This window comes from Kribbella catacumbae DSM 19601 (assembly GCF_000372465.1).
Lineage (GTDB): Bacteria > Actinomycetota > Actinomycetes > Propionibacteriales > Kribbellaceae > Kribbella > Kribbella catacumbae.
Genome location: NZ_AQUZ01000006.1, coordinates 220,656 through 238,349, shown reverse-complemented (window position 1 = coordinate 238,349; position 17,694 = coordinate 220,656). Strand labels below are relative to the sequence as shown.

Sequence of the window (17,694 nt, the reverse complement as noted above, 5' to 3'; positions counted from 1 at the left end):
CTGTCGCCGCCCGGCCTCGCCGAATCAGGAGTACTGAGACCCCGAACCGGGTGGTGGTACGTCCACCAGCCCAGCGATCAGCCGCGCTCCTGTCCGGTCGTACGGCGGGTCGCCGGGACGGCAGCGCGCGCTGCCACCTGAGCGATCTCGGGCTGTACGGCCGGCGCATCGGTCGTGAGCACGGTCTGGTGGCGTTCGACGTGGGCGTAGAAGTCCTGCTGGGACGCGACGTAGGCCATCACGTCGATGTCCTGCGGAAGCTTCACCGGTGCATCGAAGACACGGGTGTGGGCCGCGACCAGGAGAGCCCGGATGCTCGCGTCGCCGCCGCGCTGGAACTCCGGGCCCTGGTAGATGAAGTACTCCGCCTCGACGAAGGCCTGGCGGGCTGCTGGGTCCTCCAGCAGGTCGGTTCGGCCGCTGGCGCGCTGAGCCTCGAGCTCGGCGAGGCTGGTGAAGGCGGCTTGCTGCAGGGCCTTGCGGTCGGCCTCGGTGCCCGTCTGCGTGCAGTAGAAGTCCTTGACATTCTCGGGAAGGTTGCGGGCGGCCGCCGCCGCGCGGCCGCGCTGGATCTGGTTGCCGTTGACGGTGGTGCCGTCGGGCAGCCGAACCTTGTTCTGCAGTACCTCCGCATCCGGCGCCTCGGCGTCGAACCGTGCTGCGGCGATGTCGGAAAGCCGGGCGGCGAGGCGGCTGGCCGGTGTCTCGGTTCCGCCGAACAGCGTCCCTTGGCTGTTCATCCTCAGGTCGCCATCCCGATGGGTGCCCTTGCCGAAGGGGTCGGTGACGAATCCACGGCCGATGGAGGCCCGGTAGCTCTCTGGGGTCGCGCCCGGTCGTTGGCCGCTGGATCGCTCAGACAGGTCGTACCGCCACTGCGCCAGTTCGCGGTAGGTCTGCTCGAAGGCATTCACCCGTTCGGCCTGCGAGGTCGCCGCTTCCAGCAGCCCGTTCAGCCGGTCCAGTGCCTGGTTGGTGCCGCCGGCGTGGAGCTGCGCGAACCCGGCCTGCTGGTCCCGGACCGCCGGATTGCTCGACACCTGGATGAAATGCGGGGTGGGGAAGCTCGCCGCCGTGATCCTCACCGATTGCTCTTTCCGAAGGGCACATCCACCAGCCCGGCCGCATGACGGCCGGCCGCGGCGGCAGCCTCGAAGTACGCGCGATCCGCGTCGAGATCCCGCCCCATGGTCGACAGCTTGACCGGCGCGGCCCCCAGTGCGTCGTACAGGCCGTCAGTGGACACCCGTACGACGCGGTGCCGGCCCTTGAGCGGCTCAGCGGCGTCCCGGACGGCGTCACCGAAGTCGCCGGCCAGATCCGGTACTACGACGTCTGCCGGCTGCAGCGCGACTCGCCCGTACGCCGTGAGGCTGTGGTGCGAGATGCCCCGGTGTCGTGGTCGCGGGTCGGCCTCTGAGATCCGGAGCGACGCCACAGCCTGTCCGCCAAGCGTGCCGACCGCGTTGACGGCTTCACCCGACTGGACGCCGGAGAAGCCCCAGCGGGTACCAGTACCGAGGTTGCCCGGCCCCTGCGTCAGTACTACGAGTTCGGCCGCCAGTACGTGCACTGCCGTTAGCAACCCGGTGTGGACCGTCACGGCCTCACGGTCGCCGCCGTACGCCTGTCCGACGGTCACTGTCCCGCCAAGCCAGCCGGCGTCGCGCAGCGCCGAGACAGTACGCGAGAACGCCAGCGGTAGCGCTCCGCCGTCCGTCATCACGTAGATGACCCGAGTACCTGGCCGAGCCTCGTACACCCCAGCCAGTACTGCGGGCAGCGCGGAATGCAGGTCAGCCACGACGACCGGCGTACCGAATAGGTCGTCGGCGTCACGCAGTACTGCGTGGTCTGGCGAGTCCTGCTCGTCGGCACCGAGCACCATGGACTGCAGGGGTGTGTAGCGGGCCTTGACCAAGTGCCCGCTCTCCGGCGGGTCCTCCGGAAGCCTGTCGGGGATGGCGACGACCAGTGCGTAGCCGCCTGTGCCCAGACCCCGGTCTAGCGCGCCCACATTGAGCAGCACCCGGTCACCCACCACAGGCGAGCCCACAAGGTCGGGGTAGGCCAGGGACCGCACAGCGCGATCCCCGACAGCTACCACCAGCTCCTGAGCGCCAGCCCAGCTCCGCCCGAGCTCACTCACTATTCCTTCACGCCACCGCATCACACGGCGACTGTAACCAAGCTTCAGGAGCCGCAGTCGAACACCTGCAGATCCTGGTGATCGGCGGAGATCTTTTTCATGGAAGCTGAGCAATTAGAACACCTGTTCGGCGCGGAGGACGGCACTGGCACCGATCACCCCGTAAGGTGGTCGGGTGTCGGCGCGGAAGAGTGAGCGACTGCTCAATTTGGTGATCTGCCTGCTGGTCGCGCGCACGTACGTGACCAAGGAGCGGATCCGCGAGGTGGTCGAGGGGTACGCCGGGCAGACCGACGACGCCTTCGAGAAGATGTTCGAGCGCGACAAGGACGAGTTGCGCGACCTCGGCATCCCGATCGAGATGGGCACCATCGACAAGTTCTTCTCCGACGACGTCGGCTACCGGATCCGGCGCGACGTGTTCGAGTTGCCCGAGGTGCACCTGGAGCCGGACGAGGCCGCAGTACTGGGCGTGGCCGCGCGGGTGTGGCAGCACGCCAGCCTGGCCGAGGCGACCACATCGGCCGTGCTCAAGCTGAAGGCCGCCGGGATCCAGACCGACCAGTCCGCGCTGAGCGCGATCGAGCCGCACGTCGGTGCCTCCGAGCCGGCCTTCGACCCGCTCTGGTCTGCCGTCGTCAGTCGCACCGTGGTCCGGTTCGAGCACCGGCGGACCGGGTTCGCCGAGGCGACCATGCGCACTCTCGAGCCGTGGGGGATCGTCTCCTGGCACGGCCGCTGGTACGTCGTGGGCCGTGACCGCGACCGTGAGGCGACCCGGATGTTCCGGCTGTCCCGGATCGGCGGCAACGTGCGCACGATCGGTCAGTCGAACGCGTTCACCGTGCCCGAGGGCACCGACATCCGCTCCCTGGTCAGCGAGCTCGCGCCACCGCGGCCGACGTCCGAGGCGAAGGTCCGGGCCCGGTCGGGTTCGTGCGTGAGCCTGCGCCGCCGGGCGAACGCGATCGAGCCGTACGAGGAGGGCTGGGATCTGCTGCACGTCCCGTACGCCGATTCCGAGGTGCTCGCCGAGGAGATCGCGTCGTACGGGCCGGATGCGGTGGTTGAAGGCCCGGGCGACGTACTGGACGGCGTACTGCGGCGTTTGCGGACGATCGCCGGGGTGAGACCGTGAGAGAGCGGAGCGACCGAACCAACAAACACAGCGAGTCTTTGCTCATGCATGGCCGAGCGGAGCGAGGTCATCCATGAGCAATGCGCGTGATCAGGTGCAGCGGTTGCTTGCGTTGGTGCCCTACCTGCGTGAGAACGATGGCGCGCGGGTCGACGATGTCGCCGCCGAGTTCGGTGTGCGGCCGAAGCAGATCATCGCGGACCTGAAGGTGCTCTGGTTCTGCGGTCTGCCGGGTGCGCAGATGGGCGATCTGATCGAGATCGACATCGACGCGGCCGAAGGCGAAGGGGTGATCCACCTCAACAACGCGGACTACCTCGCCCGACCGCTGCGGCTCGCGGCCGACGAGGCGCTCGCGCTGCTGACCGCCCTGCGGACGCTCGGGGAGGTGACGGCCGGCAACGACCGCGACGCCGTCGACCGGGCGATCGCGAAGCTGGAGAAGGCCGCGGGGGAGGGTGCCGCTGCTGTCGAAGGCGCCGCCGCGCACGTACACGTCGAGCCGGCCGCGCCGGAGATCGCCGACACGGTCAACCGGGCGCTGGCCGGGAAACGACGGCTGCACCTGACGTACGACGTACCGTCTCGCGACGAGACGACCGAGCGGGACGTCGATCCGATGCGGTTGGTGGTCTCTGAGGGGCGCAGCTATCTGGAGGCGTGGTGCCGGCTGGCGGAGGACGTCCGGCTCTTCCGCCTGGATCGGATCGCCGCCGCGAAGCTTCTTGACCTGCCCAGCGAGCCGCCACCCGAGGCGACGCCGCGAGACCTGTCCAATGGCATGTTCCAGCCGTCGGAGTTCGACCTGCTGGCCACCGTGAAGCTGGAGCCGCCGGCGCGTTGGGTCGCCGAGTACTACCCGATGGAGTCGGTCGAGGAAGGCCCCGGCAACTCCTTGGTCGTCAAACTCCGCGTCGCCGACACCGCCTGGCTACAACGCCTGATCCTCCGCCTAGGTGGCACCGCCACCGTCCTGGACCCCCAAAACCTAGGCGAACAAATAGCCGCCACAGCCCGCGACGCCCTCGCCGCCTACGACGACCAACTCACCTAAGCCAGTACGCCGCAGCGCTGCACCCGGCCGGCCGTACGCCGCCCCCGCTGCGTTCATTCGCCCCCTTTGCACCCCTTTCCTGACTTCGGCTCGTCGGCGAGGGGTGAAAACGGGGCGAATGAACACAATAGGTGGGTCAGGCTTTGGAGAGTTGTTGTTCCATGGGGGAGGCGCGGCGGCCGCGGGGGGTGATGCGGACTCCGGCCAGCCACTTGGTCCAGCGGTCGGCCTCGGTCTCGATCGCGGCGGCGGTTTCGGTGCCCACATCGTCGAGCAACTGATAGCGGACATCGCCCGACTCCGGCTGCCCCCAGCCGCCGACGACCCGCCCGTCGGCCCAGATCGACGGGCCGATGTTGCCGGTGGTGTCGAACAACCGGCCCTTGTGCTCGCCCAGATACCAGTCGCGGTCCTTCCAGCCCATCGGCGTCGGGTCCAGCGCGGGCAGGAACGCCACCCACGGCTCAGGCTCGACCTCCGGCGCCTCGTCGCCAGGCAGCACGTAACCGACCACTCCGTCCAGGTCGACCTGGACGGCTTCGACAGCGGCCAGAGCCTTCCGCGTCTGACCGAGCGTCCAGCCGCTCCACCACTGCAGGTCCGCCGACGTCCCCGGCCCGAACGACTCCAGCCAGGCCCGCGCAAGAGTCGCTCTCGCCTCCTCGGCCGGCGGTTTGTGGCCGAAGCCGTCGGGCAGCCAGTTCTCCACCGGCGACCACTGATGCTGGGCGCTCAACCAGGTCCCGAGCGGTCTGCCCCGGACGATCCGGCCCTCCGCCGAGAGCTGGAATAGGACGCGACTCGTCACGTACGGCTGGGCGGCGTACGACTTGCCAGGAGCCATCGCCAGCCGGCTGCGCAGCCGTGGCTCGTCGGCCGACAACTCCTGAGCCGTCGCCGACCCGCGCAGGGCCAGCGCGGTCGCGGTCGACTCCTCGACCGCCCGCAACCAATGGCCGCACTCCTCGACATCACCCGCGATGCCCGCTTCGGCCAGGTGCTTGACCAGGAGTTTCCGCTGCTTGAGCGCGATGTCGTCGGTACACGCCGCCTGGATCACCGGCGCGAAGGACGTCGGTACGACGAACACCGTTCGACGCATGCCGAGCATCCGGATCAGCGTGCGCTCGTCGTACAGGGCACGCTCCGTCCCCGCGACCTCACTGCCAGGCACCCGCGCCGCGATGGACAGGTGAACGGTCGCTGGATCGGTCGCGTGCAGCACGACCATCGAGCGCGCCGCCTCGACCGGATCCGCCGCCTCCGCCCCGCGCACCAGCCGATGCCGTCGCCCAAGTCTGGCCCGCCGTTCCCCGACCGATATCCGTTCCATCCGCGCCCCCTGAGGTCTGGTAGTCCCCTGTTTCTACCATCACGTTCCGACACCGTTGTCCACAACGACGGGCTGCGCTTCGGGGTCGAGACCAGGGACCGGATAGGCTCAGGGATATGTATTGGTTCCTGCTCTTCCTCGGTGTGGTGGCGGTGTGGCTTCTGGTCCTCGCCCTGCTCGCCCGGAGGGTGTGGGGCCAGGCCAAGGCACTGACTCGTGAGTTGGTCGCCGCCCAGTCCAAGCTCGAGGATGCGCAGTCGGAGGCCGGGTCCGGACGGACCGGCGAGGATGCGCGGGTCCGGGCGTAGTATCGGCGCTCACGGTTGAGCCACGAGTAGAAGTCGGTAAAGGGAGTTCGTCATGGTCACGCAACTCGGTATGCCTCAGGGCGCGGAGTGGCTCGTCATCCTCGCGATCGTCGTGCTGCTCTTCGGGTCGGCCAAGCTGCCGGCTTTGGTGAAGCAGCTGGGCAAGTCGAAGAAGATCTGGGAAGAAGAGGTCGGCCCGGGCCGCAAGAAGGACGGCGAGCTGACCGAGGGCACCCAGGCACCGACCCAGCAGGTCAACCCGCAGGTCCAGGCGCCCAGCCAGCAGTCGGTCCAGCAGCCGAACCAGGTGAACGGCCAGGCGCCGGGCGACGGCCAGCCGCCGACGCACACGGCTAACTGAGCCGCACGCACCACCTGTGACGATGGTGAGGTTCGGACGGAAGAAGGAAAGCCGTCCGAAGGATGAAGAGGGTCGGATGACCCTCCGCGAGCACATCGCGGAACTGCGCAACCGCCTGGTCATCGCGGTGCTCGCGATCGTGCTGCTGTCGATCGTCGGCTACATCTTCTACGACTACGCGCTGAACTTCCTCAAGCGGCCGTTCGACGCGGGTGTCGCCGATCTGCTCGCCAGCAAGAACGGCGGCAAGAAGCCCGAGCTCACCTTCAACTCGGTGACCTCGCCGTTCACCTTCCAGATCAAGATCTCGCTGGTGTTCGGCCTGATCCTGGCCTCCCCGGTCTGGCTGTACCAGCTGTGGGCGTTCATCGCGCCCGGCTTGCACCGCACCGAGAAGCGCTGGGCGATGCTGTTCGCGGGGATCGCGACCCCGCTGTTCTGCGCCGGCCTGGCGGTCGCCTACTGGACCCTCCCCAAGGGCATCGAGATCCTGATCGGCTTCACCCCGAGCTTCGCCCAGAACCTGATCACCCTGCCGGAGTACCTGGACTTCGTCCTGCGCACGATGCTGGTGTTCGGGATCGCGTTCCTGCTGCCGTTGGTGGTCGTGCTGCTGAACATCCTGGGGATCGTCCCGGCCGCGGCACTGTCGAAGTTCCGGCCGTACATCATCTTGGCGATCTTCGTCTTCGGCGCGGTGGCGACACCGTCCGGTGACCCGTTCTCGCTGATGTTCCTGGCGATCCCGATGTGCGCGCTGTTCTTCGCCGCCGAGATCATCGCCCGGCTGAACGACCGGCGGAAGGCCCGCAAGGCCCGAGAATTGCTGGCCGACTGATGGGCCGCAAGATCGCGCTGGTGGTCAACCCCACCAGCGGCAGAGGGCTCGGCGCCCGGGTCGCGCCCGTGGTCCGCGCCGAGCTGGAGTCCGGCGGGCTGACCGTCGACGAGTACACGACCACCTGCGCCGAGGACGTCGGCCGGATCTCCGCCGAGGTGATCGCTTCCGGCGCGGACGCCGTCGCGCTCGTCGGCGGTGACGGCACGATCCACCTCGGCGCCCAGGTGCTGGCCAAGTCCGGTATGCCGTTCGGGGTGATCCCGGCCGGTACCGGCAACGACTTCGCCCGCGGCGTCGGCGTACCGCTGAAGGATCCGAAGGCTGCGGCCGCGCTGATCGTCAAGGGTGAGACCAGGTCGGTCGACCTGGCGACGGCCAAGGACGAGTTCATCACCACTGTCGTGGCCGGCGGCTTCGACTCGTTGGTGAACAAGCGCGCCAACGCGATGACCTGGCCGAAGGGCAACGCGCGCTACACCATCGCGACGCTCGCCGAGCTGCGCACGTTCAAGCCGATCTCGTATGTCCTTACCGTCGACGGCGAGGTGATCGAGACCGACGGGATGCTGGTCGCCGTCGGCACCGGGCCGACGTACGGCGGGGGTCTGCAGATCTGCGCCGGCGCCGTGATCGACGACGGGCTGCTCGACGTGACGATCATCAAGCCGGTGTCGCGGCTGACGCTGCTGCAGATGTTCCCGAAGCTGTCCAAGGGGACGCATCTCGGTCATCCGGCGGTGCAAACACTGCGCGGCCGCTCGGTTCGGCTCGAGTCGCCCGGCGTCACGGCGTACGGCGACGGTGAGATCCTCGGGCCGCTGCCGATCGACATCGGCATCGCGCCAGGGGCCTTGACCGTCTTCTGCTGAGTCGTCGTCACTGAATGAAATGCAGCGATCTCTGTTGGTCATCGAGTCTATCTGATAGTAAAGCTTCCTAACAGATGAACCCTCGACGCCCCTCGGAGGAGAGATCGTGCTCAACCGCCCCCATAGGTCCCCCAGGAGCACCAGCCGGCGACTGACCGGCATCTTGGTCGGCCTCGCCGTCGCCGCCGCCCCGGCGACCGCCTATGCCTCGCCGTTCCAGCCGCGCGAGGACGGTACGCAGTACCGCGGCACTGTCCTGGCGCCGGCCGCGACCGGGCTCGACGACCCGGCCAAGAAGGAAATCGCGATGAAGATCGTGTCCAGCGCGGAGAACTCCTCGCTGGACTGGAAGGCGCAGTACAAGTACATCGAGGACATCGACGACGGTCGCGGCTACACGGCCGGGATCATCGGGTTCTGTTCCGGTACCGGCGACATGCTTGATCTGGTGGAGCTGTACACGAACCGCAAGCCGGGCAACGTGCTGGCGAAGTACCTGCCGGCTCTGCGTCGGGTGGACGGCACCGACTCGCATGCCGGGCTCGACCCGAACTACACGAAGGACTGGAAGACCGCTGCGGCTGACAGCGCTTTCAAGACCGCCCAGAACAACGAGCGCGACCGGGTCTACTTCAACCCGTCCGTAGCCCAGGGCAAGTCCGACGGCGTCGGCACGCTCGGTCAGTTCATGTACTACGACGCGATCGTCATGCACGGCGACGGCGGCGACTCCACCAGCTTCCGCAACATCCGCAAGCGCGCCCTGACCAAGGCCAAGCCCCCGGCCCAGGGCGGCAACGAGACCCCCTGGCTGAATGCCTTCCTCGACGCCCGGGTCTGGGCGATGAAGCAGGAAGAAGCCCACAGCGACACCAGCCGCGTGGACACCGCCCAACGCGTCTTCCTCCGCAACGGCAACCTCAACCTCAACACCCCGCTGAACTGGAAGGTCTACGGCGACAGCTTCCACATCGGCTGACCCGCCCCCACCCTCCGCACCCCGAGTGTCCCCGGGGTGCGGAGGTTCTTCTTGTACTACGTCCCCCACACCCGCTCCTGCGTCGCGTGCTCCCGCCCGCCCATTCCCGGCCGCTCCTGCGTCGCGGCTCCCGGTGGTTGCAGCAGGCGCCCGTGGGCGGGTCTACCGATGGAACAGGACGTGCTGGGCGAGTGGCCGTGTCACGACGCGTTCCGGACGGGGCAGGCCGTCGTCAACTGGCGCTGGCCGCGCGGGTGCCCAAACCGGCGGTGCCCTTGGCCGGTGGGCTGGTCGGAGCGGAGCCAGTGCACGGGGTTGCTGATGGCGTGTGGGGTCTCTGAGTCGTACACCTGCCGGGTAGGCCGTTGACTCTGTGTGAGAGGAACGGCACGATTCGAGCACGGGTTGGGGTGGGCTGGGGGTTGGGGGAACTGCGATGGCCAGGGTGTTCATCAGTCATGCGGGTGCGGATTCCGCGCTGGCTGCCGAGGTGCATGACTGGTTGAGCGCGGAGGGGCACGACGTTTTTCTCGATCGGGATCTGCGGGACGGGATCGAGATCGGTGAGGAGTGGGAAGCTCGGCTAGGGGAGCGGTTGCGGTGGGCCGATGCCGTGGTCAGTCTGATCACGACGCCTTATCTGGAGTCCATCTGGTGCACCTTTGAGATCAGCATCGCTCGCGACCGCGGGAGCCGTGTACTGCCGGTCATCGCCGAGGAGGGTGTTCGGCATCCGCTGCTCAAGTCCTTGCAGTACACGGATCTGGCCGGCGGTCAGGTCGCTCGGGACGTGCTGTCGGAGGTACTGCGACGCATCGACGCGGCGGGTGGAGCAGGCTGGCCGGACGACCGTTCTCCGTTCCCTGGGCTGGTGTCGTTCGACGTCGACCTGCGCAAGGTGTTCTTCGGCCGGGCCGACGACGTCAGCGAGCTCGTCGGTCGGCTGAGGTCGCCGGCCGAGCAAGCCACCAGTACGGTCCTGCTGGTCGTCGGGCCATCCGGTTGTGGCAAGTCCTCCCTGGTACGGGCGGGAATGCTGCCCGTACTGGCGGACGAGCCCGACTGGCTGACACTCGCGCCGATGCGTCCACGAGCCGACCCCACCGGTGAGCTGGCCCGGCAGCTGGCCGAGGCGGCGCGGTCGCTGCCATTGAACTGGACTCCATCGCAAGTACGGGAGCAGCTGATGGAGCGCGGCCTGACCGCCGTGGTCGATGACCTCCTGATCGCCTCGCCCGGCCGGCGTCGGCGGCTGCTGATCGTCGTGGATCAGTTCGAGGAACTCCTGACCCAGACTCCGCCCGCGGAGAAGACCAGATTCGCCGAACTGCTCGCGGATGCGATGGCCGGTCCGTTGCAGGTAGTCGCCACCCTTCGGCCGGAGTTCCTCGACCGCATTCAGGTCGACCCCGACCTGGCGATCCTGTCGGCTTCGTCCCACCTCATCGGGCCGTTGCGGCGCGAAGCGCTGCGCAGCGTGGTGGAAGGGCCGGCAAAGGTCGCGGGGATCGGCATCCCGGACGAACTGGTGGACAAGCTCGTCGAAGACACCAGTACGGGCGACGGCCTTCCCCTGTTGGCGTTCACTCTCGAGCAGCTCGCCGAGGGGGTACGGCGGGGCGGCGCGCTCTCCGCTGTTCGCTACCGCCAGCTCGGCGGAGTCCAAGGCGCGCTCGTACGACAGGCCGACATCGCCTTGCAGAACGCCATGAAGGCAACCGGTCGCAGTGAAGTGGACGTCATCGCGAGCCTGCTGCGACTCGTCACCGTGGACGAAGACGGTCAGCCGACTCGGTGGGCGGTGAATCGGGCCGAGCTTCCGCAGGACGTCGTCACCGAACTCGATGCCTTCGTCGAACGCCGGCTGTTGACCACCAACGCGAGGGACGAACCCGAGCACAAAGTCGTCGAGCTCAGTGTCGCTCACGAGGCCTTCTTGTCAGCCTGGCCGCCACTCGATGCCGCCATCAAAGAAGCCCGTACTGCGCTGCGGGCCCGCCGCGCCGTCGAACACGCCGCTGCCGACTGGTCCGAGCAGCACCGTCCCGCGGACCGGCTGTGGGAGCGCGCGCAACTGGATTCCGCCGTACTGGACACCGGTGCGCGAATCCAGCGGGAGCCAGCGGAAACCGGACGAACCTGGCAGCGATGGCTACCTGGCGGCGAGCGGAAGGTGGTCACCGATCGCGTCGAGCTGAGCAGCACCGCAAGAGACTTCCTGTACTCCTCGATCACCCGCGACCGCCAACGCCGACGCCTGGCCACGACGATCCTGTCGGTACTCCTGGTCCTCGCCCTCACAGCGGCCGGCATCGCGGCCGTCCAGAGCCGGGTCGCGCAGAACCAGCAAGCTGAGGCAGAGAGCCAGCAGCGGATCGCGATCGCCCGGCAACTCGTCGCCCAGGCCGAGACCGCCGGATCCAACGATCCGCAACTGGCGCTGAAACTCGCGATCGCCGCCGACCGCATCGACCCCAGCGCGCGCACCCGCTCGAGCCTGGTCAACACCCTGATCTCCACCCGTTACGCCGGAACCCTGACCGGCCACACGTCCGAAATCGGTACGCCGGCCTTCACGCCCGACAGCCGGCTGATGGCCACCACCGGTAACGACGGCACCGTGATCCTCTGGGACGCCTCTGGCACCGCCCGCCCCCGCGCGATCGGGGTGCCCCTCAAACATGAAGTTGAAATGGTTGGTCCGATCGCGCTTTCACCGGACGGCAAACTGCTGGCGGTAGGTCTGGCGTTCACGAAGGTCGGCGACGCCAAGATGGTGTTGCTGTGGGACATCGCCGACCCGGCGCATCCGAAGCTTCGCGGTCAGCGGCTGGACACTGGAGCCAAACAACTGGCCCGGCTGGTCTTCTCACCGGACGGGCGCACACTCGCCGTCGGCGGTAGCTTCCCCGCGATCATCTCGCTGTGGAACGTCGCCGCCGCGAGCCGGCTCGGTCCGGTCTTCACGGTCGGTCAGAGTCTTTACGACCTTCAGTTCTTCGCCGACAGCCGCGTATTGCTCACAGCCGCCAGCGACGAGGACTACGACAAGTCGGTCAGCCTCTGGGATCTCAGCAAACCCGCTCATCCCCGGATCGGCCGGCCTATCGCCTTCAACTCGTCCGCCGCGTTCAATCCGGCCAGACGGCTACTGGCGACGGACGGCATCGACAGCTTCAACAGCGATGTGTTCCTGCGAGATCTGACCAACCCGGCCGCACCGCGCCAGTTGGGCGAGCCGTTGTCCACAGTTAGGTCGACAGCCCAGCACCTTTTCGTCTCGCCGGACGGCAAGACGCTCGCGATCGGTGGCTCCGGGGAAGAGAGCAACAGCTATGCGGTCCGGCTGGTGGACATCGCGAACCTTGCGGACCCCCGGCCCTATGACCGGCCACCGGACAGCAGCGGCGATTCGGAGCCGGCCGGACCGTCCGGTTCGCCCAACTTCATCACGGCGGAGCGTGGTGTCACCTCCCTCGTCTTCCTTCCCGACCGTCCCGTGGTCGCCACCATCTCCGGCGACTACAGCGTGCGGCTGTGGGATCTGGCCGACCGCATGCATCCGCGACTGCTCGGCGAACCGATCAGAGGCGGCAGCAGCCAGGGCAGGGCAGCGGTGGTCTTCCCTGACGGCCGCAGGGTGCTGACCAGCCGCACGGACGGTCCGATGGTCCTGTGGGACATCACCGACCCGGGCCTGCCGAGGTCGCTGGGAAGGCCGCTGGTGGGTGACGGGCCGGTATCCGGCCTGGCCTTCTCAGAGGATGCGCGCTGGTTGTCCGTCGGCCGTAAGGACACGATGACCCGGATCGACATCAGCGAAACGGCGCGTCCGCGACCGGCGGTGCCCCAGGACGTCGTCAGCGGCGGCAAGAAAGAGTCCGATGTCGTCTTCGATCCACGGGGCACCGTCGCGGCCGCAGGTGGAGATGGGCAGGTGACGGTGATGGACACCGCCGAACCCTCCAGACGGTCGGTGATCAAGCAGCCCTTCTTCCCGGGCAAGGGCGGCGAAGGAGTGATCAACGACCTCGGGTTCTCGCCGGATGGCAAAGTCCTGGCCATCGATGTTTTCTACGGGTTCGGCAGCTATCTGACGCTGTGGGACACCAGTGATCCTGGCAAGGTGCAGCGGTTCGGTCCGCCGCTCGATCCGATTGACTTCGGTGGCAAGGTTGCCTTCTCGGGGGACGGACACCTGCTCGCCAGACCGATCGTTCCGCACGGTGGTACCCGTGGTGCCCAGATCTGGGACGTCGGCAATCCACGCGAGCCGCGCGAGCTTGGCAGCCTGCGGACCCTTCACACCAAGCATGTGACGTCGGTCGCCATCTCGCCCGACGGACGGATTCTGGCGACGGGCAGCGAAGATCAGACCATCGTGCTCACCGACCTCAGCGATCCGTCTCATCCCACCCGGCTCGGCCTTCCGCTGACGCCGGAGATCGGTGGTGTGGGTTCACTCGCGTTCAGCCCGGACGGGCGGCTGCTGGCGACCGGTGGGGACAAAGGCACCGTTGTCCTCTGGGATCTCGCGGATCCCGTCAGGCCACGCCCGCTCGGCGAACCGCTGCCCGGAAGATCGCTGGTTCGTGCGATCGCGTTCACACCCGACGGGCGGAAACTCGCTGTCGCCGGTGCAGGCGACGGCACCGTAGGAGGACAGGTCACGCTGACCGATCTGAGTGGCCTGATCGAGTTGCGGGAGCATCCGACCGAACTGGCTTGTGCGCGGGTCGGTACAGGCCTCGATGTCGGCGAGTGGGCGCAGTACGTAGGAGCAGTTCCCTACCAGGAGACCTGCGGCGGTTAGAGCTACTGAGGCATGGGCGGGTCCTCGGCGAGTTTGGCCATCCAGCCTTCGTTCTCGATCGAGATGACGTCCTCGGCGGCGATGGCGAGAAGGCTCAACCGTTCGGCGGAGGCGCTCACCGACTCGCTCTGCAACTGGTCGAGGCGGTCGGCGGTACGAAGGAACTCGATCAGCTGGAACTCGTACCGGGTCGCGGCGACATGGACCGCGATCGCCGCCGTGATTGTCGTGATGACGGCGATCCAGGGGATCAGTCGCGATCCACCGACCACCGCCGCGGTCGCTCCCAGCAACGCACCGACCATCGCAAGCGCGATCTCGGCGGTGCGGAAGGATCGCAGTACGGACTGCAGACGGGTGGCCTTCAGCCGGTAGTAGCCCTTGATCTGCCGGGTGACCCGCACCTCGAAGTACGACGTCAGGTCGTGGATCGGCGGGAGTTCGCGCTCGGCCGGGGTGATGCCGGTCTGGTAGCGCAGGAGGTCGGCGCCGTCGGAGCGGACCTTGCTCACCTTCTCGCGCAGCCGCACGGCCTGATCGTCGTCCTGGTACTGACCGGCGCGGGCCAGCCAGAGGTGGATCTCACTCTTGAGCGCCTCGGCCACTGACCTCGCGCGGGTCCAGTCGCGGAGCTTGCGGCCGCTCCAGCCCGGGCGCAGGAGCGGAATCGCAGCCACCCCGAACGCCGCCAGGGCGACGAGGACTCTGCTCGCGGTCGGCGCCGGGTCGGCCAGGAGTCCGGCCAGCGCGCCCAGGGTAGCGGCGGCGACCGTTACGGCGAGTGAGAGGGCGCGGGCTCGGGCGATCTGCCGCTTCATGCGGTCGGCGGTCAGCGACCACATCGACTGCTGACGCCACAGGTCGTTGACGAATTCGGTGACGGACACGGGACAAAGAGTCCCACGGGGTGGACCGGGTTGAGCAGGGGTCGGGCGGGTGGGCGTGGGGTTGGGGGTGGCTTCGCATAGCCTGGGGGGCATGAGCACTCCGTCCGAGAAGTACGCCACTTTCCGCTCGGACCAGGAGCATCCCGCGGTGAAGGAGTTCCGGGGGCTCTACGACTTCCGGCTGGACGAGTTTCAGTTGCGGGCCTGTGCGGCGCTCGAGGACGGGCATCAGGTGCTGGTGGCGGCTCCGACCGGGTCCGGGAAGACGCTGGTCGGTGAGTTCGCCGTGCATCTCGCGCTCCAGCGGGGGCAGAAGTGTTTCTACACCACCCCGATCAAGGCGCTGAGCAACCAGAAGTACAGCGATCTCGTGCACCGCTACGGTCACGAGAACGTCGGGCTGCTGACCGGGGACAACTCGATCAACTCCGAGGCGCCGATCGTCGTGATGACGACCGAGGTACTGCGCAACATGCTGTACGCCGCCTCGCACACGCTGCTCGGGCTCTCGTACGTCGTGATGGACGAGGTGCACTACCTCGCCGACCGGGCCCGGGGCGCGGTCTGGGAAGAAGTCATCATCCACCTGCCGGACTCGGTCGCCGTGGTGTCGTTGTCGGCGACGGTGAGCAACGCGGAGGAGTTCGGCGACTGGCTGGAGACGGTCCGGGGCAACACCGTGGTCGTGCTGGAGGAGAAGCGGCCCGTGCCGCTGTTCCAGCACGTCATGGTCGGCAAGCGGCTGCATGACCTGTTCGCGGGCGAGGCGCCGACCGCGCGCGCCGGCGGCGTAGCGCAGTACGGGCCGCAGAGCACGGGCAAGCCGAAGTCCGGCAACCCTGCGAAGGCCAATGGAGCGCCTGACCTCAAGGACATGGTCAACCCGCAGCTGGTCAAGATCGCGCGCGACGACAGCCGGATCTTCAAGGACGACTCGCGCAAGCCGCGACGCCGGCGGGATCTGCCCAAGAGCCGGCCGACCCGGTCGCACTTCACGCCGTACCGGTCGGACGTGGTCGAGGAGCTGGATGCCGGGGCGCTGCTGCCGGCGATCTACTTCATCTTCTCGCGCAAGGGCTGCGAGGACGCGATGCTGCAGTGCCTGCGTTCCGGCCTGCGGCTGACCAAGCCGGGTGAGCGGGACGAGATCAAGCGTGTCCTCGCCGAGCGCACTTCGGATCTGCCGGACGAGGACCTCGGCGTACTCGGGTACCACGACTTCGCCGAGGCGCTCAGCCGTGGCATCGCCGCCCACCACGCGGGCATGCTCGCGGCCTTCAAAGAGGTTGTCGAGGAACTGTTCGCGCGCGGCCTGATCAAGGTCGTCTTCGCCACCGAGACGCTTGCCCTCGGCATCAACATGCCGGCCCGCACGGTGGTGCTGGAGAAGCTGAGCAAGTGGAACGGCGAAGCGCACGTCGACATCACGCCGGGGGAGTACACCCAGCTGACCGGTCGCGCCGGGCGCCGGGGCATCGACGTCGAGGGCCACGCGGTCGTGTTGTGGCAGCCAGGCTTCGACCCGCGCGCGGTCGCCGGCCTGGCGAGCACCCGTACGTATCCGCTCCGCTCGTCGTTCTCCCCGTCGTACAACATGGCCGTCAACCTGGTCCGCCAGGTCGGCCGGTCGAGGGCGCGCGACATGCTGGAGCTGTCGTTCGCGCAGTTCCAGTCCGACCAGGCCGTGGTCGGCCTCGCGCGTCAGGTGCAGCGCAACACCGAGGCGCTCGAGGGGTACAAGGAATCCATCGACTGCCATCTCGGCGACTTCCTCGAGTACGCCGCGCTGCGCCGCCGGATCGGTGATCGCGAGTCGTCGGGCTCGAAGCGGCGCAAGCTGGACCGCCGGGTCGAGGCGCAGGAGTCGCTGGAGAAGCTGCGGATCGGCGACATCATCCGGATCCCGGCCGGCCGCAGCGCGGGCTGGGCGCTGGTGCTGGACGCCGGCGTACGGTCCGAGCGGGAAGGGCCGCGGCCGACCGTGCTGACGCTCGACCGGCAGGTGCGCAAGTTGTCGATGATCGACTTCCCGACCCCGGTCGAGGCGATCAGCACGCTGCGAGTGCCGAAGAAGTTCAACCCCCGCAACCCCCAGCAGCGCCGCGAGCTGGCCCATGTACTGCGCGGTCGCACCGACATGATCGGCGAGGAGGGTCCGCCGTCGTCGCGCAGCCGCAGCGGCGATGTCGTCACGCACGCTGACGACCCGGAGTTGCAGCAGATGCGGGCCGAGTTGCGGGCGCACCCGTGCCACGGCTGCTCGGATCGCGAGGACCATGCCCGCTGGGCCGAGCGGTACTTCCGGCTGGACCGGGAGAACCGCGACGTCCAGCGCAAGATCGAGCAGCGGACGAACACGATCGCCCGCCAGTTCGACCGGGTCTGCCAGGTGCTCGACGCACTGCACTACCTGGATGGTGACAAGACCACCGAGGCCGGCGACCGGCTGTCGCGGATCTACACCGAGCTCGACCTGGTCGCGGCGGAGTGCCTGCGACAAGGGGTGTTCGACGACCTCGACGTACCGGAGTTGGCGGCCTGTCTGGCGGCGCTCGTCTACGAGTCGCGGTCCAAGGACGAGCCGACCTCGCCCCGGCTGCCGCGCGGCGAAGTACGGACCGCGCTGGAGCGGATGGGCGTGATCTGGCGCGACCTGTCGGTGCTCGAGCGGGACATGCGCGTCGACTTCCTCCGCCCGATGGATCTCGGCTTCTGCTGGGCCGCCTTCCGCTGGGCGTCGGGTGCTTCGCTCGCCGAGGTCCTCTACGAATCCGATCTGGCCGCCGGCGATTTCGTCCGCTGGGTGAAGCAGCTGATCGATCTCACCGAGCAGGTCGCTGACGCTGCCGGCCCCACGCCGCTGCGTTCGACCGCTCGCCAGGTCACCGACCAGATCCGCCGCGGCGTGATCTCCTATGCGTCGGTGGTCGACGAGCCGTAAGCCCATCCGTAAAAAGCACCG

At 68.1% G+C, this 17,694-nt stretch carries 13 protein-coding genes; 9 read left to right on the top strand and 4 right to left on the bottom strand.

Features of this window, described 5'->3' with window-relative positions:
- Window positions 1-77 precede the first annotated feature (77 nt).
- Both A3ES_RS0109290 and A3ES_RS0109285 read right to left on the bottom strand, forming a co-directional pair.
- Complete coding sequence (locus tag A3ES_RS0109290; protein WP_020386525.1) at window positions 78-1,085, bottom strand: hypothetical protein; 1,008 nt, start codon at window positions 1,083-1,085, stop codon at window positions 78-80.
- Window positions 1,082-2,083, bottom strand: coding sequence for a DUF3866 family protein (locus A3ES_RS0109285; protein ID WP_237744892.1), 1,002 nt, complete (start codon window positions 2,081-2,083; stop codon window positions 1,082-1,084). The genes A3ES_RS0109290 and A3ES_RS0109285 overlap by 4 nt, the downstream gene beginning before the upstream one ends.
- A 241-nt stretch (window positions 2,084-2,324) precedes the next feature.
- Between A3ES_RS0109285 and A3ES_RS0109280 the strand changes: the two genes are divergently transcribed.
- Both A3ES_RS0109280 and A3ES_RS0109275 read left to right on the top strand, forming a co-directional pair.
- A complete protein-coding gene (locus A3ES_RS0109280) occupies window positions 2,325-3,287 on the top strand; it encodes a helix-turn-helix transcriptional regulator (protein WP_020386523.1) in 963 nt (320 codons plus the stop codon).
- A 73-nt stretch (window positions 3,288-3,360) separates the two neighbouring features.
- The gene (locus A3ES_RS0109275) at window positions 3,361-4,341 is read left to right on the top strand and encodes a helix-turn-helix transcriptional regulator (RefSeq protein WP_020386522.1); all 981 of its coding nucleotides are present in this window, start codon (window positions 3,361-3,363) and stop codon (window positions 4,339-4,341) included.
- Between the two features lie 136 nt (window positions 4,342-4,477).
- Here the strand turns inward: A3ES_RS0109275 and A3ES_RS0109270 are convergent, their stop codons facing one another.
- Window positions 4,478-5,674, bottom strand: coding sequence for a winged helix DNA-binding domain-containing protein (locus A3ES_RS0109270; RefSeq protein WP_026162706.1), 1,197 nt, complete (start codon window positions 5,672-5,674; stop codon window positions 4,478-4,480).
- A 116-nt stretch (window positions 5,675-5,790) separates the two neighbouring features.
- Here A3ES_RS0109270 and A3ES_RS0109265 point away from each other — a divergent pair, with 116 nt between their 5' ends.
- The 6 genes from A3ES_RS0109265 (at window position 5,791) to A3ES_RS51130 (ending at window position 13,845) form a co-directional block, all read left to right on the top strand.
- Window positions 5,791-5,982, top strand: coding sequence for a hypothetical protein (locus A3ES_RS0109265; RefSeq protein WP_020386520.1), 192 nt, complete (start codon window positions 5,791-5,793; stop codon window positions 5,980-5,982).
- Between the two features lie 52 nt (window positions 5,983-6,034).
- Window positions 6,035-6,343 carry a twin-arginine translocase TatA/TatE family subunit gene (locus A3ES_RS0109260; protein ID WP_020386519.1) on the top strand — a complete coding sequence of 103 codons (309 nt, stop codon included), beginning with the start codon at window positions 6,035-6,037 and terminating at the stop codon, window positions 6,341-6,343.
- Window positions 6,344-6,419: 76 nt separating this feature from the next.
- Complete coding sequence (tatC, locus tag A3ES_RS0109255) at window positions 6,420-7,181, top strand: twin-arginine translocase subunit TatC (protein WP_020386518.1); 762 nt, start codon at window positions 6,420-6,422, stop codon at window positions 7,179-7,181.
- Window positions 7,181-8,053, top strand: a complete 873-nt coding sequence (locus A3ES_RS0109250; RefSeq protein ID WP_020386517.1) for a diacylglycerol/lipid kinase family protein — start codon at window positions 7,181-7,183, stop codon at window positions 8,051-8,053. Before tatC ends, A3ES_RS0109250 begins: the two co-directional genes overlap by 1 nt.
- Before the next feature lie 106 nt (window positions 8,054-8,159).
- The gene (locus tag A3ES_RS0109245) at window positions 8,160-9,032 is read left to right on the top strand and encodes a chitosanase (protein ID WP_272944606.1); all 873 of its coding nucleotides are present in this window, start codon (window positions 8,160-8,162) and stop codon (window positions 9,030-9,032) included.
- Between the two features lie 436 nt (window positions 9,033-9,468).
- Window positions 9,469-13,845: an nSTAND1 domain-containing NTPase gene (locus A3ES_RS51130; RefSeq protein WP_020386515.1), complete on the top strand. Its 4,377-nt coding sequence runs from the start codon at window positions 9,469-9,471 to the stop codon at window positions 13,843-13,845.
- A 2-nt stretch (window positions 13,846-13,847) separates the two neighbouring features.
- On the opposite strand, the gene A3ES_RS0109235 is transcribed toward A3ES_RS51130, so the two are convergent.
- On the bottom strand, window positions 13,848-14,732 hold the full coding sequence (locus tag A3ES_RS0109235; RefSeq protein WP_020386514.1) for a DUF4231 domain-containing protein: 885 nt from the start codon (window positions 14,730-14,732) through the stop codon (window positions 13,848-13,850).
- A gap of 91 nt (window positions 14,733-14,823) precedes the next feature.
- On the opposite strand from A3ES_RS0109235, the gene A3ES_RS0109230 reads away from it, so the two are divergent.
- The gene (locus A3ES_RS0109230) at window positions 14,824-17,673 is read left to right on the top strand and encodes a DEAD/DEAH box helicase (protein WP_020386513.1); all 2,850 of its coding nucleotides are present in this window, start codon (window positions 14,824-14,826) and stop codon (window positions 17,671-17,673) included.
- Window positions 17,674-17,694: the final 21 nt, after the last annotated feature.